The organism is Roseibium sp. SCP14, assembly GCF_040329475.1.
GTDB lineage: Bacteria > Pseudomonadota > Alphaproteobacteria > Rhizobiales > Stappiaceae > Roseibium.
This window is the reverse complement of record NZ_JBDZYH010000002.1, coordinates 1113182-1134201: the sequence shown is the minus strand read 5'-3', so window position 1 is coordinate 1134201 and position 21020 is coordinate 1113182. Positions and strand designations below refer to the sequence as shown.

The 21020-nt window shown below is 57.3% G+C and carries 18 protein-coding genes; 5 read left to right on the top strand and 13 right to left on the bottom strand.

Going from position 1 to position 21020, the window contains the following annotated elements; all coding sequences use genetic code 11:
- Positions 1–31: 31 nt before the first annotated feature.
- A complete protein-coding gene (locus ABLQ08_RS12480) occupies positions 32–1435 on the top strand; it encodes a PLP-dependent aminotransferase family protein (protein ID WP_352942462.1) in 1404 nt (467 codons plus the stop codon).
- A gap of 69 nt (positions 1436–1504) precedes the next feature.
- On the opposite strand, the gene ABLQ08_RS12475 is transcribed toward ABLQ08_RS12480, so the two are convergent.
- Positions 1505–2131, bottom strand: coding sequence for a TetR/AcrR family transcriptional regulator (locus ABLQ08_RS12475; protein ID WP_352942460.1), 627 nt, complete (start codon positions 2129–2131; stop codon positions 1505–1507).
- 105 nt (positions 2132–2236) lie between these two features.
- On the opposite strand from ABLQ08_RS12475, the gene ABLQ08_RS12470 reads away from it, so the two are divergent.
- From ABLQ08_RS12470 to ABLQ08_RS12460, 3 genes are read left to right on the top strand one after another with little or no spacing between them, the layout of a single operon-like run.
- On the top strand, positions 2237–3385 hold the full coding sequence (locus ABLQ08_RS12470) for an efflux RND transporter periplasmic adaptor subunit (RefSeq protein ID WP_352942457.1): 1149 nt from the start codon (positions 2237–2239) through the stop codon (positions 3383–3385).
- Complete coding sequence (locus tag ABLQ08_RS12465) at positions 3382–6456, top strand: efflux RND transporter permease subunit (RefSeq protein WP_352942454.1); 3075 nt, start codon at positions 3382–3384, stop codon at positions 6454–6456. The genes ABLQ08_RS12470 and ABLQ08_RS12465 overlap by 4 nt, the downstream gene beginning before the upstream one ends.
- Positions 6453–6689 carry a hypothetical protein gene (locus ABLQ08_RS12460; RefSeq protein ID WP_352942451.1) on the top strand — a complete coding sequence of 79 codons (237 nt, stop codon included), beginning with the start codon at positions 6453–6455 and terminating at the stop codon, positions 6687–6689. The genes ABLQ08_RS12465 and ABLQ08_RS12460 overlap by 4 nt, the downstream gene beginning before the upstream one ends.
- Here ABLQ08_RS12460 and ABLQ08_RS12455 read toward each other — a convergent pair.
- The 11 genes from ABLQ08_RS12455 to dctP all read right to left on the bottom strand — a co-directional run bounded on the left by ABLQ08_RS12455 (position 6659) and on the right by dctP (position 19515).
- Entirely contained in the window at positions 6659–7297 is a 639-nt protein-coding gene (locus ABLQ08_RS12455; protein WP_352942449.1) for a GntR family transcriptional regulator, read from the bottom strand. The genes ABLQ08_RS12460 and ABLQ08_RS12455 overlap by 31 nt on opposite strands.
- The gene (locus ABLQ08_RS12450) at positions 7294–8427 is read right to left on the bottom strand and encodes a mandelate racemase/muconate lactonizing enzyme family protein (RefSeq protein ID WP_352942447.1); all 1134 of its coding nucleotides are present in this window, start codon (positions 8425–8427) and stop codon (positions 7294–7296) included. Before ABLQ08_RS12450 ends, ABLQ08_RS12455 begins: the two co-directional genes overlap by 4 nt.
- A gap of 3 nt (positions 8428–8430) precedes the next feature.
- Complete coding sequence (locus tag ABLQ08_RS12445) at positions 8431–9552, bottom strand: mandelate racemase/muconate lactonizing enzyme family protein (RefSeq protein ID WP_352942445.1); 1122 nt, start codon at positions 9550–9552, stop codon at positions 8431–8433.
- Between the two features lie 131 nt (positions 9553–9683).
- Entirely contained in the window at positions 9684–11207 is a 1524-nt protein-coding gene (locus tag ABLQ08_RS12440; RefSeq protein ID WP_352942442.1) for a BCCT family transporter, read from the bottom strand.
- 18 nt (positions 11208–11225) lie between these two features.
- The gene (locus ABLQ08_RS12435) at positions 11226–12554 is read right to left on the bottom strand and encodes an FAD-dependent oxidoreductase (RefSeq protein WP_352942440.1); all 1329 of its coding nucleotides are present in this window, start codon (positions 12552–12554) and stop codon (positions 11226–11228) included.
- A gap of 779 nt (positions 12555–13333) precedes the next feature.
- Positions 13334–13741, bottom strand: a complete 408-nt coding sequence (locus ABLQ08_RS12430) for a universal stress protein (RefSeq protein ID WP_352942437.1) — start codon at positions 13739–13741, stop codon at positions 13334–13336.
- Between the two features lie 68 nt (positions 13742–13809).
- On the bottom strand, positions 13810–15327 hold the full coding sequence (locus ABLQ08_RS12425) for a malonate--CoA ligase (RefSeq protein WP_352942435.1): 1518 nt from the start codon (positions 15325–15327) through the stop codon (positions 13810–13812).
- Positions 15320–16588 carry a malonyl-CoA decarboxylase gene (locus tag ABLQ08_RS12420; protein WP_352942433.1) on the bottom strand — a complete coding sequence of 423 codons (1269 nt, stop codon included), beginning with the start codon at positions 16586–16588 and terminating at the stop codon, positions 15320–15322. The genes ABLQ08_RS12425 and ABLQ08_RS12420 overlap by 8 nt, the downstream gene beginning before the upstream one ends.
- A complete protein-coding gene (locus tag ABLQ08_RS12415; protein WP_352942431.1) occupies positions 16585–17901 on the bottom strand; it encodes a TRAP transporter large permease in 1317 nt (438 codons plus the stop codon). Before ABLQ08_RS12415 ends, ABLQ08_RS12420 begins: the two co-directional genes overlap by 4 nt.
- Before the next feature lie 5 nt (positions 17902–17906).
- Positions 17907–18449, bottom strand: a complete 543-nt coding sequence (locus tag ABLQ08_RS12410) for a TRAP transporter small permease (RefSeq protein WP_352942429.1) — start codon at positions 18447–18449, stop codon at positions 17907–17909.
- Between the two features lie 79 nt (positions 18450–18528).
- A complete protein-coding gene (gene dctP, locus ABLQ08_RS12405) occupies positions 18529–19515 on the bottom strand; it encodes a TRAP transporter substrate-binding protein DctP (RefSeq protein WP_352942426.1) in 987 nt (328 codons plus the stop codon).
- A 139-nt stretch (positions 19516–19654) separates the two neighbouring features.
- Here dctP and ABLQ08_RS12400 point away from each other — a divergent pair, with 139 nt between their 5' ends.
- A complete protein-coding gene (locus ABLQ08_RS12400; protein ID WP_352942423.1) occupies positions 19655–20311 on the top strand; it encodes a GntR family transcriptional regulator in 657 nt (218 codons plus the stop codon).
- A gap of 88 nt (positions 20312–20399) precedes the next feature.
- On the opposite strand, the gene ABLQ08_RS12395 is transcribed toward ABLQ08_RS12400, so the two are convergent.
- Positions 20400–21017 (bottom strand): transmembrane anchor protein, encoded by a 618-nt coding sequence (locus ABLQ08_RS12395; protein WP_352942420.1) that lies wholly within the window; start codon positions 21015–21017, stop codon positions 20400–20402.
- Positions 21018–21020: the final 3 nt, after the last annotated feature.

The window sequence follows — 21020 nt, the reverse complement described above, 5'->3', positions numbered from 1 at the left end:
CCAAAAATCGAAAAAATGACCATACCAAAATATGAAACTCACATCCTGGCTGGCATTCTCAATCGATCGAACCTCTAAGACACCGATCTTTGAGCAGATCTGTGGGTTCATTCGCGAGCAGGCAATCTCAGGTGAGTTGCCTGAAGGCACCAGATTGCCGCCTACCAGAGTTTTCGCGACCGACCTCGGGATTTCCCGGTCCACGGTGGTTACCGCTTACGAGCAACTTGAGGCCGAGGGCTATCTGCAAGGTCTTCGGGGGTCCGGTTACACGGTTTGTGCCATGGGTCAGGTTGAGCTGCAGGGTCAAGGTACCCGCACATTGTCCGCTACTTCCGAAACGAAGGTCGAACCTGCGAAGCCGTTTGAAATCAGCCAGGCGGATTTGCGGCTGTTTCCGCATCGGCAATGGGCAACGACCGTAAAGCGGGTCTGCAGAACCAATCCTCAATCCATGTTGGCTGGCGGTTCGCTGTTTGGGTGTTTCGAATTGCGAGAAGCGATTGCGGACCATGTTTCGGAATGGAGAGGGATAAATGCTTCGGCGCACCAGGTCATCATAACCGCTGGTTCCACCGACGCACTTGAAATCTGTGTCCGCGCGGTGTGCAAAACCGGCGATGCAATTGGATTGGAAGAACCGGGTTATCTTCCGGTTCGCCGTTTTGCATCAGATTACGGGCTGGCTACGAGCTTTCTGAACATAGACGGGAACGGTGCGGAACTCCCGAGCCAGGGTGACCACGCCCGGCTTGTGGTTTTGACCCCTTCGCAACAATTTCCCTTAGGGGGTGCCATGTCCCCAAGCCGGCGCCTGGAGTTCATCCACTGGGCGGAGGAAAACAACGCCTGGGTCGTAGAAGATGACTATGACAGCGAGTTTCGGTATTCGGGGCGACCAATACCGGCAATGGCGGGGTTCGATTGCCTGAAGCGGACTATTTACATCGGCAGCTTTTCGAAGACTTTCTCTAATTCGTTGCGCCTTGGCTACATGATTGCACCGGAAGGCCTGGTGGAGAATTTCCACTCGGCCATGAAGCAAATCGGTGTGAAAGCCAGTTACATGCCGCAGCCCGCGCTGGCGGAATTCATGAAGTCCGGTGAGTTTCATCGGCACTTGCGCCGTGTTCGCCGCACGTACGGGGAGCGGCGGAAGTTCCTGCTCAACAGGTTGGAACGGGACTTTACGGATTTCGGGTCGTTCAAGGACCATCAGGCAGGCATGCAGGTCGTTTTGCATTTGAACAGCCGGTTTGAAGATTTTCGCATTTCCCAGCATGCAGCTGACAAAGGCATGTCGGTGCAACCCTTGTCGTATTATTCGACCGGGGATCTGTCTCACAACGGGCTGATTCTGGGATTTTGCGGAAGCACGGAAGAAGAATTGGGGCGGGCGCTGGATTTGCTTCTGTCATGTTTTTCGGAGACCTAGAGCGACAAAGCAATCCCAGCGGAAAGATTGCCTGGAAACAACATCATCCGGGTCGGTGCCCGCGGGCTTCTAGCTTCTGGGTAGAGCTCCATAGAGGAATATTCTGACGATCTCCCGCACATGCTTTTTCCGCAATTCCGGTGTCATGCCGCTGTCGCCGGTCATGAGCGCGCGGGTCTGATAATCCCCTTTCAGCATTTCAATGAACATCCTGGCTGCCGTCCCGGTGTCCTGTAGCTCCAGGTCACCGCGCCTGACACGCTCGTCGAGATAGGTCTTGAACCTTTCATAAAGAACTGCCGGCCCAGCCTGATAGGCCGCCTTGCCCAGGTCCTGTCGTTCCGTGGCGACGGCGATGAACTGGCGCATTGTGGTGACCACGATCGGGCTCAGCATATTGGTGAGAAAGGTTTCTCCCATCCGTTCCAGTTCGGATTGAATGTCGTCGGTGAATTCAGTTTCCTTCGGCACCTGACTTCCCGTGACGATTGTCGAAATCAGGTCGTGCATGACCGCATCGAACAGACCCTGTTTGTCCTTGAAGAAATCATAGATGTCACGCCTGGAACCGCCGGTCTGAGAAAGGATCGCTTCCAGTGACGTTTTTGAGTAGCCGCGCTCGGAGAAGAGTTTCTTTGCGACATCAATGATTTGCTGGCGTCTTTCTTCTGGTGCGCGCCGTTGGGATGCTGCCATTACAGACCACCGTCTCCAAATGGATGTTGACTTGGTACTATTCAGTACCATATAGGGTGTCAAGTTGGTACTGATTAGTACCATTGGTGAACAGGCAAGACTCCCATGAAGCATATCGTTCCAGTTTTTTCGATTTTGGCTGCCGTTTTGATATCGGGTTGCAACCCGTCATCCGACGCTTCGACCAGATCAAACGAAGCTCCAGTTCGTGCCGTCAAAACGGTGACAGCGGAAGCTGCATCCGCCTACAGGCTGCGCGCCTATCCTGCAGTTCTCGAGCCACGTCAGATTACACCGCTGGCATTCGAGGTCGGAGGTCGCGTCGGGCTCGTGGATCTGCAGATCGGGCAGATGGTATCCGAAGGTGACAGGCTAATGGCTATTGAGCCGAAGGACTATGAGCTTCAACTTCAACAGGCAGCCGCAGCCTTGCAGGAAGCCAGAAGCACACTGGAAAACGCCCAAAGAGATGTGAAGCGCCGCCGCCGCCTCTTTGAAAGAGGTGTGGTTTCGCAAGCCAGCCTGGATGAAGCGGAAACAGATCTGACGCTCGCCGTTGCCCGCGTGGAGCAGGCCGCCAAATCGAAGGAGCTGATTGAAGAAAGTCTGGGGGATACGAAACTCACGGCGCCCTTCGACGGCTTCATCAACTCCATCGACATCGAAAGCTTCCAATCCGTTCAGCCGGGCACGACCGCCCTGACGCTCTATCGTGATGATGGTCTTCAGGCTGAAATTCTGGTGAATCTCGACGTCGTGCAGAATCTGTCGGTCGATCAGCCAGTAAGTGTCGCAGTGTCCGGTCGCCCCTATATTCAACTGTCCGGAAAGATTACGGAAATTGCCCATCGGGCACCGTCCGTTTCCGCGTTTCCGGTAATCGTCACGATTGGAGAAGCCGAGCCGTTTCTGCGATCCGGAGTTTCGGTTGAAATCGAGGTTGAGGTTCCGGTCACCGACGCAGTCAGTGCAATCGCATTACCGCTTTCGGCACTTGTGACCCACCTGGAAGCGGAGCTGGGTGTCGCGTCTACCGGGAAACAGCACCGAACGGGCAAGGTCTTCGTATTCGAGCCTGCTACTGAAACACTGTCTTTGAGATCAGTTGTTATCAGCGGCATGAATGATTTCGAGATGGTCGTTGTCGGTGGCATCAGTCCAGGCGACCAGATCGTCACTGCGGGTGTGCCGTTTCTCCAACCCGGACAACGGGTCAGACAATGGACGTCTGCCGATCACGGGAGGCAATCATGACCACCTTGACCGAACTCGGCATCCGGCACACACGCGTTACGATCTTCGTCATGTTGCTGATCCTGATCGCGGGAACCGCGACATATGTCGGTTTTCCGAAACGGGAGGATCCTGAGGTTACGGTTCGAACAGCAATCGTCTCGGCGATCAATCCGGGTCTTTCCCTCTTTCAGCTGGAAGAACTGGTTGCCAGACCCCTTGAAGAAACCGCTCGTGCGATCAATGGGGTTGATGAGGTCCGCACCCAATTGATCAGCGGTGCCGCGATCCTGGAGATAGATATCGAAACCGCAGTTCCGGAAGATGAAGTCGAAAGCGTTTTCGACGACATTCGTGACGACATGAAGGATCTTACGGGCGAGATGCCTGACGGAACGCTCGGACCGATCGTGAACACTGACTTTGGCGACGTGGCAATTGCGACCATCGCAGTAACCGGTGATGGCTTCTCTTTGCGAGAATTGGAGCGTGCAACGGAAACGTTGAGAGACAGGCTTTACGCAGTCGAAGCGATCTCCGCAGTCACTCTTTATGGCACGCAGGACGAGGTTATCTGGCTTGAAGTCGACCGGAGCCGCCTTGCTTCCATGGGTATTGCGCTCCAACCAATCATCAATGCGCTGCAGAACCAGAATGTTCGATTGCCGTCCGGCTCGTTTCAATCGGACGGAAGCCGCATCTCATTGGAAACCACCGGGGACTATACCCGTATAGTGGATATAGAAAACACGCTTGTAGAGGTGGCAGGTGTCGGATTGCTGCGGCTTGGCGATCTCGTGAATGTTCGTCGCGGTTATGCCGATCCCGTCGAGCGGCCGGTCTATTTCGACGGCAAACCGGCGGTCCTTGCAGCGGTTGAAATGCACACGGGTGAAGACATCATCGCCATCGGTGAACAGCTCAAGGATCTGGTTGTCCGGTTCAATGCCGAGCAACCCTGGGGCATCGAAGCAGAATTTTCCACCTATCAGCCGGAAGTTGTCGATGAATCGGTCAGCAATGCCATGTCGAACATGCTGCAGACATTCCTTGTGGTCCTGCTGGTCATGTTCGCATTTCTGGGACTGCGGCAGGCTCTGGTCATTTCTTCCATCGTACCGATTGCCGTCGCCTTTTCATTTGCGTTGATGCCGGTTCTCGGCGTCGAGCTGCAGCAGGTATCCGTTGCCGCGATTATCATTTCGTTGGGCATGCTCGTCGACAACGGCGTTGTCATCATCGAGGACATGGACAGGCGGATCCGCCAGGGTGTCGAGCGTCACGAGGCGGCCATCGCCGCCGGATCCCAGTATACCGGCCCGCTTCTCATTGCATCGGTTACCACCGTTGCCGCCTTTCTGCCTCTGTTCATGGTCGATGGCACGGAGGGGCAGTACGGCTATTCGCTGGGTGCTGTCGTGGCTTTGATGCTGACCGGGTCGTTTATCGCAGCGATCTATCTGCTGCCGACGCTCGCTGTCTGGTTCCTCCCTTCACCCGGAACCGGGCAGAAAAATGGTGTTTTCGACCGGTTGGCGGATGGATATGCCAGGGTCATTTCGTGGGGCATGAAAGTCCCCTGGCTCGTACTTATGCTGGTGCTGCTGGTCGGTGCGGGATCCATGAGCCAGATGCCAAAAGTCCGGCAGCAACTCTTTCCGCTCAGCGAACGTGCACAGTTCCTCATTTATCTGGATCTTCCCAAAGGCAGTGACATTTCTTCCACCCGATCTGAAGCGCTGCGACTGAGCGAATGGTTGAGCGACGATAGCATCAATCCCGAAGTTCTGAATGTCACCACGTTCGTTGGCTTTGGAGGTCCGCGGTTCGTGTTGACGCTTGATCCGGCGGATATTGATCCGGCGTCCGCATTTCTGGTGGTCAATACCACCGGTTATCGGTCATCCGCCGATGTGGTCGCCCGGGCCGAACAGGAACTGGCATCCTCCTTTCCCAATGCACGCGCAAGACTGAAAAGACTGGCCATGGCCGGGCGAGAGCCGGGCATCGAAATCGAGGTTTCCGGTCCTGATGCAGACAGGTTGCTTGCCGCAGCCTACCGGATCGAGCGAGATCTGAAGGCTGTACCCGGACTGGTCGAGAACCAGGGCGACTGGGGCAATCGCGAAGTACGTGGTGAAGTACATGTCGCGCAAGATCGAGCGCGTGAATACAATCTCACCTCCAAAGATATTTCAGATGCGCTCGAAGGCTTTTTCGATGGGCTGCAAGTGTCAGCCTTCCGGGAGGACGATCGGCAAATTCCGATTATCGTTCGAGGCCAGGCGGATGCGAGGGACAGTTTCGAGGATCTCTCCAATGTCGTGCTCGCCACGCCCAATGGCATGGTTTCGCTCGATCATGTTGCAAGCCTGCGGCCCGAGCTGGAGTTCTATTCGATCCGCCGGATCGATCAACGGCGCACGGTGACTGTCAAAGTCGTTTCGACGGACCTTACCGCATACGAGCTCGTGGATTTTATTCAGCCGACGCTCGACACTTTGTTGCAAGAACTGGGCCCGGCCTACAGGGTCGAGATCGGCGGTGAAGTCGAGCAGGCAGGCGATGTCCGGGAAAAACTGGGTGGAGGTTTTCCCGCAGCTCTCACGGTCATGCTGTTCGCCTTGATCATCCAATTCAATTCGTTTCGGAGGGTGGGAATTACCTTCCTGTGCATTCCGCTGGTGGTGTTTGGCGTGCCTTTGGCGTTGACCTTGTTCAATCAACCAATGAGCTTCTTCGGAACGCTCGGGATGATCGCGCTGTCCGGGATCATCATCAACAACGCGATCGTGATGATCGACCAGATCGACATCGAACGGCAAACCTATTCGCTCAACGAGGCAATCGTGGAAGCGTGCCGGAAGCGGATACGGCCCATATTGCTGACTTCGATGACGACGGTGATCGGTCTCTTTCCGATGGCCTATGCCGGGGGTGCCTTGTGGGAGCCGATGGCAACGCTCATGGCTGGCGGTCTCGGGTTGGCGTCCGTCCTGACCCTGTTCTATGTGCCGACTCTCTACAGAATCGCGTTCTCTTTTTCCCCGTTCCGCAAAGAGGAAAAGCAAAAAGAAGGGCTTCCTGCGTGAACAATCTTGGCGAAGAAAAGGACATTCCGGGATTTCGTGTCCTGGATGTCGCCAAGGTCGCACTGGAGGCCTTGGTCCAATATCCGGCCCATGATCTCGAGCAATCAATCGTTGTCGTGTGGGCGAACAAGGCGGCCATCGACCTGACGATGACGCGAGTATCGGCGGATTTCTGTCAACCTAACCTGCCGCGCAGGGCGTGTTATCGCTGCCTTGAAAAATCCCTGAGGTAGACCATCAGGGCCTGAGATTTCTCGATGGCCTTGTCACTCTGGCCCTGAATGAGGGCATCGAGCAGGTCCGAGTAGATTTCCCGGCAGAAGGCCTGGTCTGTGTCTTCGGCAAAGTGGAACCAGAAGCGCCGGGACAGGCCTTGGGTGGATTTCAGGGTGAAGTGCAGGAACTCGTTTTTAGAAGCATCGGCCGTCGCCAGATGGATTTCCCTGAGCAGTTCCATGAAACCGCGCCGGTCGTCGTCGGGCAACGGTTTCAGCTGGTTCAGGATCTGCTCGAAGCGGGCGCGGTCCGAGGGGGTCTGGTATTCGCAGGCTTTCTGGATACAGAGGCGCTCGATCGGTTCGCGCAGCTCCAGAAGTTTCAGCATGGTCAGCGGGTTGATCTCGGGAATGACCACTCCGGCACGGGTCAGTCTGACAAGATTTTCACTCGACAGCTTCACCAGCGCTTCGCGCACCGGTGTGCGGCCCATGTCCAGGATTTCTGCAAGATCCGCTTCTGAATAGACGGCGCCTGGGGCGAGTTCGCAATTGACGATTGCCAGTTCGATGATGTCGTGAGCCTGTTCGGCCTTGGTCTTTTTCGTCACCGAAGTGAGGTTCATATGTCCTGCCTTACGCGCTGGAATACTTCCGGGTCGATAGAGACCCCAAGGCCAGCGCCGGACGGGACTTCCATCATGCCGTCTTTATCCAACGGGGCGAGACCGGTGGCAAGCCTCTGACGAAGCAAGGATGAACTTGTGGAATATTCCACAAGACTGGCCTGGCGACAGGTGGCCAGGAACTGCAGGTTGGCTGCCACGGTGATGTTGGTGTTGTAGCCATGCGGAACGATCCGCGCGCCGCTGCTCTCAAGCTTGGCTGCAAGACGACGTGCCTCCGTCAGACCGCCGAACATTGTGATGTCCGGCTGGGCAATGTCGAATGCGCCGGCCGCCATATAGGGTTCGAATTCCCGGCAGGTTGTCAGTCCCAGATCGCCGATACCGATGGGAATGCGGGTCAGTCCCCTGAGTGTCACGTGGCTGTTCAGGTCATTCAGCGGGAAGGGCGCTTCAATCCACTTGAAATTCAGCTCTTCAAGCAGCGGCAAGGCGGGGCGCAGCTGGTCGAGGGTTGTCCATTCAAGCGCCACATCCAACATCAGTGAAATATCCGGTCCGACGAAGTCACGCAAAAAGCGCAGGTTTTGTTCCATCAGGTCCCGATTGTTCCACCAGGAGTGGACGCAGATTTTCAGGTGTTTGAAGCCTTGCGTCAGAAAGCCTTTCGCCTGTCTCTCAATGCCTTCAAGCGTTTCGGCGAGAGGATAGATCGTAGCATAGGCAGGCAGGCGATCATGGTGTTTTTCGCCCAGACAGGCCCAGACCGGGGCTTCCAGCCCTTTGGCAAACAGATCCCACAGCGCGATGTCGAGCGCGGATATGGCATGGATCACCGTGCCATGCCGCCCGTGCCATTGGGTTGCCTCGAACATGTCGTCCCACAGGCGCGATGGGTCGTCCAGTGTCTGGCCGATGAGAACTCCGGCGAGGCCTCGCGACAGATGATTGTAGTCCGGCATTTCGATTGCCGCCTTCACCAACGCCGGCGGTGCGTCGCTTTCGCCGATACCGATCAGGCCGGTGTCGCTTTCCACCTCGACCAGGACATTCTGATAAGACCCTTCAAAGCGATGATCGCCTGCTTGCGGGTCGCGCAGGATATGCGCTCGAACTGCGGCGATTTTCACGGCTCAGACCTTGAAGATACGGCTGTCGTAGATGAAGGGGGCGAGGGCTTCCCAGTCCATTTCGATACCCAGACCGGGCAGACCTGACGGGTGGACGTAACCTTCCGCATCCGGGCGGATCACCTGCCTTGCCCCGAACTCGTACTTTTCGTAAGGCGCGGCCTGTTCGAAGTAATCGCAATTGTCGTGGGCCAGCATCAGGTGCAGGTTTGCAGCCTGCGTCAGCGTGTAGCCCCAGCTTTGCACTTCACATTTCATGCCATGTGCGCGGGTCATGGCCATGCCGGCGTTGGCTCCGGTAAAACCGCCCATTCCCGTCACGTCGAAGCGGGACCGGTCCCACGCCCCCATGGACAGGGCAAGGTCAATGAGATGCAGGTTCGGCAGGGAATTGCCGCCGCAGATCACGTCGACATCGAGCGTATCGGCCAGTCGCTTGTAGCCGCGCAAATCGCTGTCGGGGATCGGCGCTTCGAAGAACTCCCAACCGGCCACGTCGAGCAGGCGGCCCATGCGCAGGGTCTGTTCGACTGTGTAATTGGCATCCGCGTCCAGGCTCCAGCCGATCGGAATGCCGTCAAATTCCGTTTGCAGGCGGGTGACGAGGCGATAGTCGTCCTCGAACCTGCAATAGGGATGCACCTTGATGGCGGTAAAACCCTGGGACAGCATCTCCCTGCAATAGGCGACATAGGCATCGTCGTCCGGCAGCAGCGGGCTGGAAGCGTAAGCGCGGATCTTGTCTCGCGCGGCACCCAGCAGCTGATAGACGGGCAATCCGAGCAATTTGCCCTTGGCATCGTGCAGGGCGATGTCGAACAACGATGTCGCCAGGTGACCAAGCGGGACATAACGTGCGCGCATGTCCGCGTATATCTGAGGAATATCCATCACGTCTTTGCCCAGAACAAAGGGAGCCATCAGACTGGCTGCGTGAAAACCGGTGCGGTCGAATTCGTGTTCGGTATAGGCTGTCAGACCCGCGATGCCTTCGGTACCATCGGTAAGGGTCAGCCGTGCGATTAGCAGGGCTTCGTACATTTCACCCAGCATGGCAGACCAGGTGACCCGTTCCACATCCGGTCCGATGGCCAGAAGTTCGATCTTTTCCACGCGATTTGCCATGATCATACTCCCAATCCTGGCTAGGGCATTTTTTGCGAACACGCGCTCAAGCGGCTCCGTGTTCCTAAAAAGTGCTCTACTTACGCAAAAGGGGCGGTGATGCGCTGTCGCACCTCCGCCCCCTTCAAGGCCTATTGCGACCGGTCTTCCCTGATGAACTTCACCGTGGTGATCATCATGAAGATCAGAATGAGCATGACCGGCAGGCCAACGAGGACCGAAGCGGTCTGCATGGTTTTCAAGCCGCCGAGGAAGAGCAGGGTCAGCGGCAGGATCGCAATCGCGCCGCACCAGAACAGGCGGTTGCCGCGGTTGGGCTCCTGGCCTTCGTCCAGTTCCTTGGTCGACGCGCAGGCCATGACATAGGCTGCGGAGTCGAAGGTCGTGGCCAGCAGCACAATGCCGGAGATTGCGACGGCGATCAGAACAAGCTTGGCCAGCGGCAGCGTCTTGAACATCTCGATGATGGCAGGTGCGACACCGTCATTGTTGACCAGATCCACCATCGGCAGGGCACCCTGCATTTCCAGGCTGATGCCGTAGCCGCCCAGAACCAGGTAGAAAAGTGTGCAACCGGCGCTACCGAAGACCAGCATGCCAACCACGATTTCACGGATGGTGCGGCCCATGGAAATGCGGGTGACGAACATGCCCATGAACGGTGCATACGCAACCCACCATGCCCAGTAGAACACCGTCCAGGCCTGCGGGAAACCGGACTTGTTGATGCTGTCGGTCCAGGTCGACATCTTGATGTAGTTGTCGACAGTATAGCCGACGGCATCGAGACCGAGGCCCAGAATGAAACCGGTTGGGCCGACCACAAAGATATAGACCACGATTGCCAGCGAGATCAGCGTGCCGGCATAGGACAGGCGCTTGATGCCCTGGTCCAGTCCAAGACCGGAAGACGCGGTGAAGACGGCGGTACAGCTCAGGATGATGAAGACATCCAGATATGTGGACGGTTCGATCCCCAGTACGGAGGCGACCGCGCCACCGATCATCGGCGTGCCGAGTCCGAGAGACGTTGCCGCTGCTCCCAGAATGCCGAAGATAAACAGGTAGTTGATGATCGAGCCGACCGGGCCGTCAACAAGGTCGCCAAGAGCGCCACGGCAGCTTTCGGACACGTTGTAGATGTGCTTCTTGCGGACGTAGTAGATGTAGCTCATGGCAATGGCGGGTACGCAATAGAGCGCCCAGGCCGTAGGACCCCAGTGGAAGATGCCGTAACCCTGAGCCACGGTGAACATCTCGGGGGTCTTGGGTTCGATCCCGAACGGTGTCCAGGCATAGTGATAAGCCCATTCGGTGCCGCCCCACAGAACAAGGCCAGAGGCAATACCGGCCAGAAACACCATGGCGCCCCACGCAGACCACGTGAATTCCGGGGCCTGATCGGCAGCTCCCATCTTGATCTTGCCGGCATCGGAGGCGGCCAGAACGATCAGAAAGACCAGCGCGGTGAAGCCGATGCCCAGAAAGGCAAAATCGAATGTGTTGGTCATCCATTCGAAGATCCCGCCGATACTGGTCTTCGATCCGTCCGGGAAGACGATCAGCATCATCGCGATGGCCGCAATGATGGTGATGGAGATTCCCAGCGTGCGGGTATCGGTTACCACCCCGCGCGTTTCAGCTTGAACAGACATGCTCCTCCCTTTCCCTGTTCAGTTGCGCATCAGCTGCGCGATCTCGTCTCCCGAGATCTCTTGGAACGTGTTGCTTTCCTTGATGGACAAGTCAGCTGCGATGGCCGCTGCCCGGCCATATTCAAAGCACTGCGCCGTGACCCGGGCCGAGGCCAGGGCTTCATGTTCGGCCGCCAGGCATCTGCCGGCGACGATGACGTTCGAGCCCTCCTTCGGCACAAGAGTGCCGAACGGAACGTCGTAATAGTCGTCGACCAGCCATTCGGTCTTCGGCTTGGCGCCATAGTGAAGCTCGATCGGCCAACTGGACCGGGCGATGCTGTCGGATGCCTTGGCCTTGCCGGTGACATCCTCATTCATGAGGCGCTTGAGACCATCGATGGACCGGGTCTGGCGTACGCCGACTTCAGCGCCGTAGTCGATGAAGTAGGCCTCCTCGCATCCAGGAATCTCCTCCTTGAGAAACTTGAAGAAGGCTTTTGCCTGATAGATCGAGAACTGCTCGGCTTCGGAGTGGTCGATCGGATTGGTGACATCCAGGGCGCGGCCGTCAAAACCCGTGATCTTGGTGCCGTTGACCAGAACCTCGCCGGGATTGACGGTCGGAAACAGCCAGACTTTCTTGCGCACCAGTTCGTCGCGCGCTTCCAGTTTTTCGACCACCTTGGGTGGGCAGATGGTGTCGGCGCCCCAATAGGCGTTGTAGGCATCCAGATCCACGTTGCCGATCTTGAACATCATCGACGGATTCTGGATCACGCCGTTGTTGCCCTTTGTCGTGTGGAAACCGGACTTGAAGACAATGTCGCCATCACCGGATGCGTCGATGAAACGCCTGGCGGAAACCTTGGTGAAACCGGACTTGGTGTTGAGGACCAGTCCCGTGATCGTGTCACCGTCCTTTTCCACGTCCATCATCTGGGTGTGGTAGAGCACGTCGACACCTGCCTGTCTCAGGAAGTCGGTGGCCACCTTCTTGTAGCTGGCGCAGTCATGGGTCGCGACCCAGGTCTTGCCGTAGATCTGCGGCTCGGTCAGTCCGCCGTCTTCGTAGAGCGCCGAGCGGAAACGTTCGGTGAAACCACTGATGATCTGTTCAGGCTGCGCGTTCCTTGCATGCGGGTCTTCAACGGTCATGTAGAGACCGCAGATGGTGCCGGACATGCCTGACACCGCCGCTCCCCCGCAATAGGCAAGCCTTTCGATCAGCAGCACCGAGCGACCGGCCTCTGCCGCGCAGGTTGCTGCGGCAATACCGGCAGGCCCCCCTCCCAGTACGACAATGTCGAAGGTTCCCAGCACGGGAAGGTCCGCGTAGCAATCGGGCGTCAGATTGATCTGAAACATGGTTCCTCCTAACTTGGGGAACGGTAAATACACTATCGGTCGACGATTTGTCGACCATTAATGTATTGAATCTTGCGAACGCGTGGAATTCTGCGCTTTCGAGCGTTGTAAATGATTGGAATCGGGGATGTTTTGCTGAGAAAAATTTTTGACAGATGTATCCAGCCGAAGCGAATTTCTACGACTTCAGGTGATTGAACAAGTGGGCGGATGAACTGTTGATTGCGATCGCTGAATGCAATGATGTCGCGTTTGCCAAGGTCGCAAGACGCGGGCACTTAGGTCGGGATGACGCAGAGGTTCTTTTTATCTCTCAGTCGTCATTGCCGGATATGAAGCACTGTTGTCCGGCTTTAATGAACCCGCCTCTCCAACCTTCAAATGTCAGTCGGATAGTTGATTTGAAAAGTCTGTGAAACTCGGCGCCAGCTTTCAGTATTTGTCATCCCGGCGGAAGCGTAGCGGATGACCGGGATCCAGTAACCCCGGTATCTAGTTGAACGCAAACCCTTGCGTTTACCGGATCCCTGCATTCGCAGGGATGGCAATAGTTAAGTCTTTCAAATACCTGATTGTTTCAATTGGAGTTAAAGCAGGCATCATCGGGTCAGGTCCCGCAATCCATGCCGTGTCGCCTCATTTAGACGGGCGAACAAGATCTGAAAGGTTACGCCATCGACCCCGGTTCAGGTCCGGGGCAGGGTGCCGCGTCAGGCTCGGCAGTGGCGGACAAACCGGGAGGGCATTGATTTCCGCTCGCTTGCACCCCTCTTCGGATATCACCGGACCACGTGAACCGCGCATTTGGCGTGGCGGACAACGCGTGCAGCTGTTGATCCGAGAAACAGGTCCTGCATGCCCGGGCGATGGCTTGCAATGACGATGCAGTCGTTCTTCTGTGCTTCTGAAACATCGAGAATGGTGCGTGCCGAATGCCCTTCCATGACAACGACACTCGCATCGCTCAAGCCATCAACCAATGGGCCGAGCTTTTCGATAACGGTCTTGCGGGCCGTGTCGAAATGATCCTTCGGCAGGAGATCACTTGCATATTGGGGCAAATGCTCGAGCACGTGCAGCACGGTTATGACGCCATCCTTCGCGCGCAGGGCTTGGGCAACTTCGAGGGCCTGACGGGCGTCGCGCCCGGTTTCGAAAGAAACGGGTACCAGAATGTTATTATACATGACATCTATCCGAAAAAGACCGGCAGTCCGGAGCGTCCTTCCTGCCGGTGCGTAGTGAAGGCCAAGTGTTATGGGTGGGTGAACATCGTCTGGTATTTGTCCCGCAGGATGTTCTTCTGGACCTTGCCCATCGTGTTGCGCGGCAGTTCATCAAGAAGGATGAGTTTTCGTGGATGTTTGAAGCGGGCAAGCGAGGTCTTGACCGCGTCTTGAATCTCTTCAAGGTCCGGCTTTCCTCCTTTTTCGGGAACAACGACACCAAGCACGGTCTCGCCGAAGTCAGGGTGGGGCACGCCGATGACGGCGCTTTCCAGAACACCAGGCTGGTCATCAAGCACCAGCTCGATTTCCTTGGGGTAGATGTTGTAGCCACCGGAGATGATCAGATCCTTGTTGCGGCCGACAATATGGATGTAGCCGTCTTCGTCGATCTTTCCCAGATCGCCAGTGATGAAGAAGCCGTCGGCGCGTAGTTCGGCGGCGGTCTTTTCCGGCATTTGCCAGTACCCCTTGAAGACATTCGGTCCGCGCACTTCGATCTGGCCGACTTCACCGTCTGGCAGAGTTTTCCCGCTTTCAGGATTGGTGATCTTGACTTCCACACCCGGCAAGGGAAAGCCGACCGTTCCGGGTCGGCGCTCGCCATCATATGGGTTCGACGTGTTCATGTTGGTTTCGGTCATGCCGTAGCGCTCGAGAATGCGATGACCGGTGCGCTCTTCGAATTGAACGTGGGTTTCGGCCAGCAAGGGAGCGGAGCCGGAGACGAAGAGGCGCATATGCGCGCTCAGGTCCCGGGTGAAACGGTCATCGTCCAGGAGTCTCGTATAAAAGGTGGGAACACCCATCATGGCCGTTGCCAGGGGCAACCGGGCAATGACCTCTTCAATGTCAAATTTTGGCAGGAAGATCATGCAACCACCCGCAGCCAGAGTGACGTTGGAGGCAACGAACAGGCCGTGCGTGTGGAAGATGGGCAAGGCGTGCAGCAGCACGTCGTCGGAGGTAAAGCGCCATTCCTTTACAAGCGTCTGTGCGTTGGAAAGCAGGTTGCCCTGGGTCAGCATCGCGCCCTTGGAGCGGCCTGTGGTGCCGGATGTGTAGAGAAAGGCGGCCAGATCGTCCGCGCTCCGGTCAATGGTGGTGAAGGTCGTGGGCATCCGCATTGCCTGGTCCGCCAGGCTGCCGCTTCCATCCCCGTTGAGGGTTTTGATCCGGGCTTCGAGATCTTCTGCAATCGGAGCCAGGGCTGGTTCACTACCTGCATCGCAGACAATCAGCGATGCACCGCTGTTTTCGATGAAGTAGGACAGTTCATCCACGGTATAGGCCGTGTTGAGCGGCAGGAAGACGAGACCGGCTTGAACGCAGGCAGCATAGAGCGCCAGGGCTTGAGGTGATTTTTGAACCTGGGCGGCGACACGGTCACCCGGTTTCAGCCCGATCCGGGTCATCACATGGGCGATTTGGGCAGCCATGGCGAGAAAGTCTTCATGCGTGATGTTGCTGCCGTCAGGAAGATGCAAGAACGGCGTCGACTTGCCGGCATGTTTGCCAAACAGGCTATCGTAGAGCGGGTTAGCCATTGGAGCTACCTTTCCTGGTCTGCGAGAGGGCGGAGGATCTGGCGAGCGAGCGCACCTGGTCCGAGGCTACCACTTCCTGTGTGGTGGCAAAGTTTTCATGGTTTTGCGCGACACGGGGCAGGTCGTAGAGATAGTTGACCATCGTGCCACTCGATTGGGCGCGGCCCTTGTCGGAAATGTCGGCGTCGGCATGCACGGCATGCACGATGGCTCCGTTGCCAAGGTGAAAGCGGGCTACAGGATCGACCGGGAGGCCCTTCGATGTCTTGGCGTTCAACAGATAGTAGGCGGCATCCGACTTCATTTCGTTGGTGGCTCTACTGTCCCATTCGTGACCTTCCTTCTTCAGCCAACGTGTGAACCCTGGAATGGGAGATAGGGTCACAAAGGTTTTAAGCCCCGGTAGTTCTCCGGAAAGGTCAGTTGCCACCTGCTTGATCAGGGAATTGCCGAACGAGATGCTGGCAAGACCGCTCTGGCAATTGGAGATCGAATAAAATACGGCTGTGTCCGCGTCTTCGGCCGGCATTGCAGCGCGGTCCTCCGCTAGCAGTACCTGCACGGAGTCCGGAATACCCTTGGTCAGGGCGACTTCGACAAAAATCAGCGGTTCATCGGGCATTGACGGATGAAAAAAGGCAAAGCACCTGCGGTCGGCCGGTTCCAGGCGCCTGCGAAGGTCATCCCAGCTGTCGATGGCATGCACCGCTTCATAGGCGATTATTTTTTCCAGGATATGCGCCGGGCTCTCCCAGTTGATCGGCCGCAGGACCAGAAAACCCCGATTGAACCAGGAAGAAAACAGGTGCCGGAGATCGAGGTCCAATGCTTCCAGTTCAGGCTTCTGGTCGCGAAGCCGCAGTAGATCCGCGCGCATTTGCACCAGGGTGCCGGTCGCGCCCGGAACGCGGTTCAGTCGTCGGAAGAGCTCCTGCCGGCGAGGCTCGGCAGCGGACATGAAGTTCCGGTAGCTGGTTTTTGATGGGTCCTTCTCATAGTCATCCAGGGCTTCGCGCACCTTTGCGGGGTCAATGCTCAGCGCGGTGGCGATCTTATGGAAGAACGCAATCTTGTCCTGGTCTTCCAGTTCATCGAAGCCGGACAGAATATCCTGCGCAATCGCAAGGCCGGAAGTCTCCCCCGCCGAGCCGACCAAGTCATTGGCCAGCTCATCGAGTGGTCGGTTCGCCTGTTTTCGGCGAAGAGGCTGTCTGTAGCGCCGCTCGAAAACGGTCGACAGCAGGTCGGCAAGGAGTGTCATACCGCTTTCCCCATGATGACGTCGGGCAGCCAGGTTGCCAATTCCGGGAACAGGCACAGCAGGACAATTGCCAGTACCATGCAGCCGACGAAGGGCAGTGAGCCGGTCAGGATGGTCTTGAGGGAAATGTCCGGGGCAATGCCGTTGATGACATAAAGGTTCAGGCCGACCGGCGGTGAAATCAGGCCGATTTCCATGTTGATGGTCAGCACGACGGCAAACCAGATCGGATCGAAGCCCGCGGTGGTGATGATCGGCAGCAGGATAGGCGCCGCCATCAGGATCACCGCGACCGGTGGCAGAAAGAATCCGGCGATCAGCAGGAAGACGTTGACGGCGCCCATCAGGACCCAGCGGTTGACGTCCAGCGTGCCGATCCATTCGGCAATCGACTGGGTGATGAACAGCGAGCTGAGCATGTAGGAAAAGACACCGGCTGCTGCGATGATGAAGAGGATCATCACCGATTCCTTGGTGCTGTCGCGCAGGACGATCCAGATCGCCTGCGGTTGCCAGAGCTTGTAGATGATGACAGCGATCAGAAGACACAGGAGAGCGCCGACCGCGGCGGTTTCCGAAGGTGTCGCAATGCCGCCATACATGGCGTAGAGGACGCCGAGAATGATTGCCAGGAACGGCAGCACACGCGGCAGGATTTCAAATCTCTCAGCCCAGCTGTAGGAACCAGAGCTGAGCCTTGCTCCGTCGCCGGAGCGCCATGTTGAATAGAGCGACCAGGCCATGAACAGGCCGACCAAAAGCAATCCCGGAATGACACCCGCCAGAAACAGCCGGCCGATGGAGGTCTCGGTCGCGATGCCGTAGACGATCATGGTGACGGAAGGCGGAATGAGAATGCCGAGCGTGCCACCGGCGGCGATGGAACCGGCCGCGACACCGTCCGGGTAGCCGCGCTTGCGCATTTCCGGAATGCCCATCTTGCCGATGGCCGCACAGGTTGCGGGCGAGGAGCCGGACATGGCGGCGAACAGCGCGCAGGCTCCGAGGTTCGAGACGACCAGACCGCCAGGAACCCGGGTCAGCCAGCGTTCCAACGCTTCATAAAGGTCAGCGCCCGCGCGGGTGGAGGCGATGGAAGCCCCCATGATGATGAACATCGGTATCGACAGCAGTGCGAAATTGTCGAGCTTGCCAAACAGGATTTCAGGCATCAGTTCCAGCGAGCGCGGGCCGTCGAAAATGATCAGGAAGCCGGCCGAGACGATCAGCAGCCCGATGGCAACGGACACGCCGGAAAAGAGAACCAGGATCGTCGCGATGGCGACGATCGCGCCAAGGAGGAGGGGATCCATCAGCGTTACTCCAGGCCAAAGGGTTTGTCGGTGCCGGTGACGACCGCCACCAGATCGGCGATCAGCTGCAGCAGAAGAAGGCCAAAGCCGACAGGAATGGACAGATAGGGGATCCACAGCCGTACACCCCACACCGTGTCGGACCGCCAGCCGCGGTCCCAGGCGAAGTGCCAGTACTCGAAGCCGTACCAGAGCATTATCGAAACGATGACGATGGACAGGAGCGACGTCAGCATCGCCAGCAGGAACCTCGGGCGCGGGGCGAGCGAGAGCGGGATCAGATCCACATTCACGTGACCACGCAGACGCTGGACGTAGGGCAGACCGACCAGCGTCGCTGCAATAACAAGATAGATCACGGCTTCGGTCTGCCAGACGGTGGAACCGTTCAGGACGAAGCGGACGATGATCATCTGGCACGTGATTGCGACAGCCGCGACGATCATTCCGGCCGAGCACCAGCCAGCCAGATTTGAGAGGACCGCGACGGCGCGAAGGAAGGGGTTGTCTCCCGTGCGAGCGACAACAGCGGAGCTATGGCCGGCCATAACCGTCTCCCTGAAAGATTGGTTCAATTGAAAAGGGTGGGGCAGCATGTTGCTGCCCCGCTAGCCGCAAGTTTCTGGCTTATTCGACCGCCAGTGCCTTGTCGAGCAGGTCCTGTCCGTCCGGCACTTCCTCAACGAACTTCTGGTAAGACGTTTCCATGGCCAGCTTGCGCCAGGCTTCGAAATCTTCCGGGCTCATTTCGGCGATTTCAACACCGGCTTCGGCAAAGACGGCTGCGGAAGCGGCATCCTGTTTCTTGGCTTCCTCCAGATAATACGCCTCGGCCTTTTCAGCGGCTGCCAAAAGGGCTTTCTGCTGGTCTTCGGTCAGGCCTTCGAAAGTCGATATGTTCATCAGGAGCGGCTGATACATGAACCACAGGGCAACATCGCCTGCCGGTGTGTAACACTTCACCTGCTCGTAAATCCGATAGGAGACGAATGAGGAGGACGATGTGTTGGCGGCCTGAAGGACGCCGGTCTGCATGGCGTTGTAGATTTCAGAAGAGGCCATGGAGGCGATGGAGGCACCTGCGCCCGCCAGCATTTGCTCGAAGGATTTTCCGGCAGCTCGGGTCTGCAATCCCTTAACGTCTTCCGGATTGGTGATGCATTTGTCGGTACCGGCGAACCCACCGGCAAGATAACCGTGAACCAGCACCATGACGTCGTCATCGGCCATTTTGGCTTCAAGCGCTTCCATGAAGGGCGAGCTGCTGAGACGGGCTGCATGGTCGTGGTTCTTCACCAGTCCGGGCATCAGAGTGAGGTTGTAGGCCGGCTGCTGGCCACCAGCGTAGCTCAACGGAAACACGGTCATGTCGAGCTGACCGCGGCTCAGCGGTTTGTACTGCTCACGCGGTTTGAACAGGGATTTGGAGCCGAAGATCTTGATGTTCAGATCGACATCTGCCGCTGCAACTTCATCGGCAACAATCTGTGCGACCTGATGGCGAATATCCTTGTTGGACCATTGGTGAGACAGCCGCAATTCCGTGGCGTTGGCGTAGGTGCCAGCACATGTGATGGCAAGGGCGGCCACTGCACCTTTCAAAATGGATTTCATAATTTCCTCCCGAAGTCTCCACCTCAGCATGCCTGAGGGGATGGTTCAGAGTAATGCGTTTTTGTTTTTCAAGTCAACATTCTTGTATACAAAAAGTTCAAGATTGCGTTTCACATCTGCTCCAGCTAAAAATAGGGACATGGAACAACGTCGTGCAGACAACATTGCCGAAGCGCTTGAAGAACAGATTTTCAGCGGCGTCTATATGGATGGCGACCGACTGGATGAAGTGCGGCTTGCTGAGCAATTCGGCGTTTCCAGAACGCCGCTTCGGGAAGCTTTTCAGAGGCTTGCGCTCTCAGGTCTGGTCGAACTCATTCCTCGCAGAGGCGCCTTCGTCCGGCAACCGGGACCGATCGAGCTGATGGAGATGTTCGAAGTCATGGCCGAGCTTGAGGCCGTGTGCGGACGGCTTGCCGCTATGCGGATATCGGAAGCGGCGCTCGAAGATCTTCGCGATGCCAACGCGAAATGTCAGTCCGCCGTCGATGCCCAGGACCCGGACAATTACTACGCGGAAAATGAACGGTTCCACAGAACCATTTACCAGCAATCAGGAAATGGTTTTCTGGCGCAGGAAGCATCAAAGCTGCACAAGCGTTTGAAGCCGTTCCGTCGCCAGCAACTAAAATTTCGCGGGCGCATGGCCCAGTCGATGGCAGAACATGAAGCCATCGTCGAGGCCCTGTCCAATGGAGAGCCGGAGGCGGCAGCCAAGGCACTTCGCGAGCACGTCGCCGTTCAGGGCGAGAAATTTCACAACCTGATGGCCAGCCTGAAAACGGCTGCGGAATAGGCTTTCACTCGTCTGCCGAGGCTTGCGGTCACCAGCAAACCAAAAGATTGTGCCTGCGGAGCGGCGTTCGCTCCGCAGGCTCTTTGGTTTAGTAGGTCTGTTTCAGGGCGCTGTAGTCGCCGCGAAGCTGAACACGGACAGTAATGTCCGAGCTGTCGCGGTTGCGCCAGAACCAGCCGTGGTTGCCAGTGAAGGCTGCGGTGAGAGCGCCTGTCTCTCCGGTGGTTCCACGACCTTTCTCGTAGGTGATATTCTGGCCTCCACTGTCACCATGAAGATCGAAGTTGACGCGACCGGCATCGGTGCTCCAGGAGAACTCCGCTGTCGCGCCCTCTTCCATGACCAGTTTCCATTCGATGCCTTCGCCCGGCGCCAGCGTGAAACTGAAATCGTCCTTCCAGGCTTCTTGTGCCTGGGCGGAAGAGACGAACAGGCCGAGGAGGCCGTCAATCACGCCTGACTGCTGGTCCTCGGCTTCGGAGCGCAAGCGGTCCTGTTCGGCTTCCCTGGCGAGCTCGGTCTTGATCTCGCCCATCTCCGCCAGGCCGATGATACGGCCTATGCCTGTCGGGTCGATGTTGTATTCGGCCGGCATGACGATCGTCACAAGAATGACGAGCGCGGCCACCAAAGCGAGAATGGTGGAGCGGAAAAGCTGGGCCGAGCTCGGCAGCTCGTCGCGGGTCGGTTTTTGTGCGTTGTACATGAT

Bases quoted from the DNA above. Each gene is read 5' to 3' on its own strand.
- ABLQ08_RS12415 (WP_352942431.1), bottom strand. From the start codon at position 17,901: ATGGATCCCCTCCTCCTTGGCGCGATCGTCGCCATCGCGACGATCCTG.
- ABLQ08_RS12420 (WP_352942433.1), bottom strand. From the start codon at position 16,588: ATGACACTCCTTGCCGACCTGCTGTCGACCGTTTTCGAGCGGCGCTAC.
- ABLQ08_RS12395 (WP_352942420.1), bottom strand. From the start codon at position 21,017: ATGTACAACGCACAAAAACCGACCCGCGACGAGCTGCCGAGCTCGGCC.
- ABLQ08_RS12440 (WP_352942442.1), bottom strand. From the start codon at position 11,207: ATGTCTGTTCAAGCTGAAACGCGCGGGGTGGTAACCGATACCCGCACG.
- ABLQ08_RS12430 (WP_352942437.1), bottom strand. From the start codon at position 13,741: ATGTATAATAACATTCTGGTACCCGTTTCTTTCGAAACCGGGCGCGAC.
- ABLQ08_RS12400 (WP_352942423.1), top strand. From the start codon at position 19,655: ATGGAACAACGTCGTGCAGACAACATTGCCGAAGCGCTTGAAGAACAG.
- ABLQ08_RS12435 (WP_352942440.1), bottom strand. From the start codon at position 12,554: ATGTTTCAGATCAATCTGACGCCCGATTGCTACGCGGACCTTCCCGTG.
- ABLQ08_RS12455 (WP_352942449.1), bottom strand. From the start codon at position 7,297: ATGAACCTCACTTCGGTGACGAAAAAGACCAAGGCCGAACAGGCTCAC.
- dctP (WP_352942426.1), bottom strand. From the start codon at position 19,515: ATGAAATCCATTTTGAAAGGTGCAGTGGCCGCCCTTGCCATCACATGT.
- ABLQ08_RS12445 (WP_352942445.1), bottom strand. From the start codon at position 9,552: ATGGCAAATCGCGTGGAAAAGATCGAACTTCTGGCCATCGGACCGGAT.
- ABLQ08_RS12410 (WP_352942429.1), bottom strand. From the start codon at position 18,449: ATGGCCGGCCATAGCTCCGCTGTTGTCGCTCGCACGGGAGACAACCCC.
- ABLQ08_RS12480 (WP_352942462.1), top strand. From the start codon at position 32: ATGAAACTCACATCCTGGCTGGCATTCTCAATCGATCGAACCTCTAAG.
- ABLQ08_RS12470 (WP_352942457.1), top strand. From the start codon at position 2,237: ATGAAGCATATCGTTCCAGTTTTTTCGATTTTGGCTGCCGTTTTGATA.
- ABLQ08_RS12465 (WP_352942454.1), top strand. From the start codon at position 3,382: ATGACCACCTTGACCGAACTCGGCATCCGGCACACACGCGTTACGATC.
- ABLQ08_RS12475 (WP_352942460.1), bottom strand. From the start codon at position 2,131: ATGGCAGCATCCCAACGGCGCGCACCAGAAGAAAGACGCCAGCAAATC.
- ABLQ08_RS12425 (WP_352942435.1), bottom strand. From the start codon at position 15,327: ATGGCTAACCCGCTCTACGATAGCCTGTTTGGCAAACATGCCGGCAAG.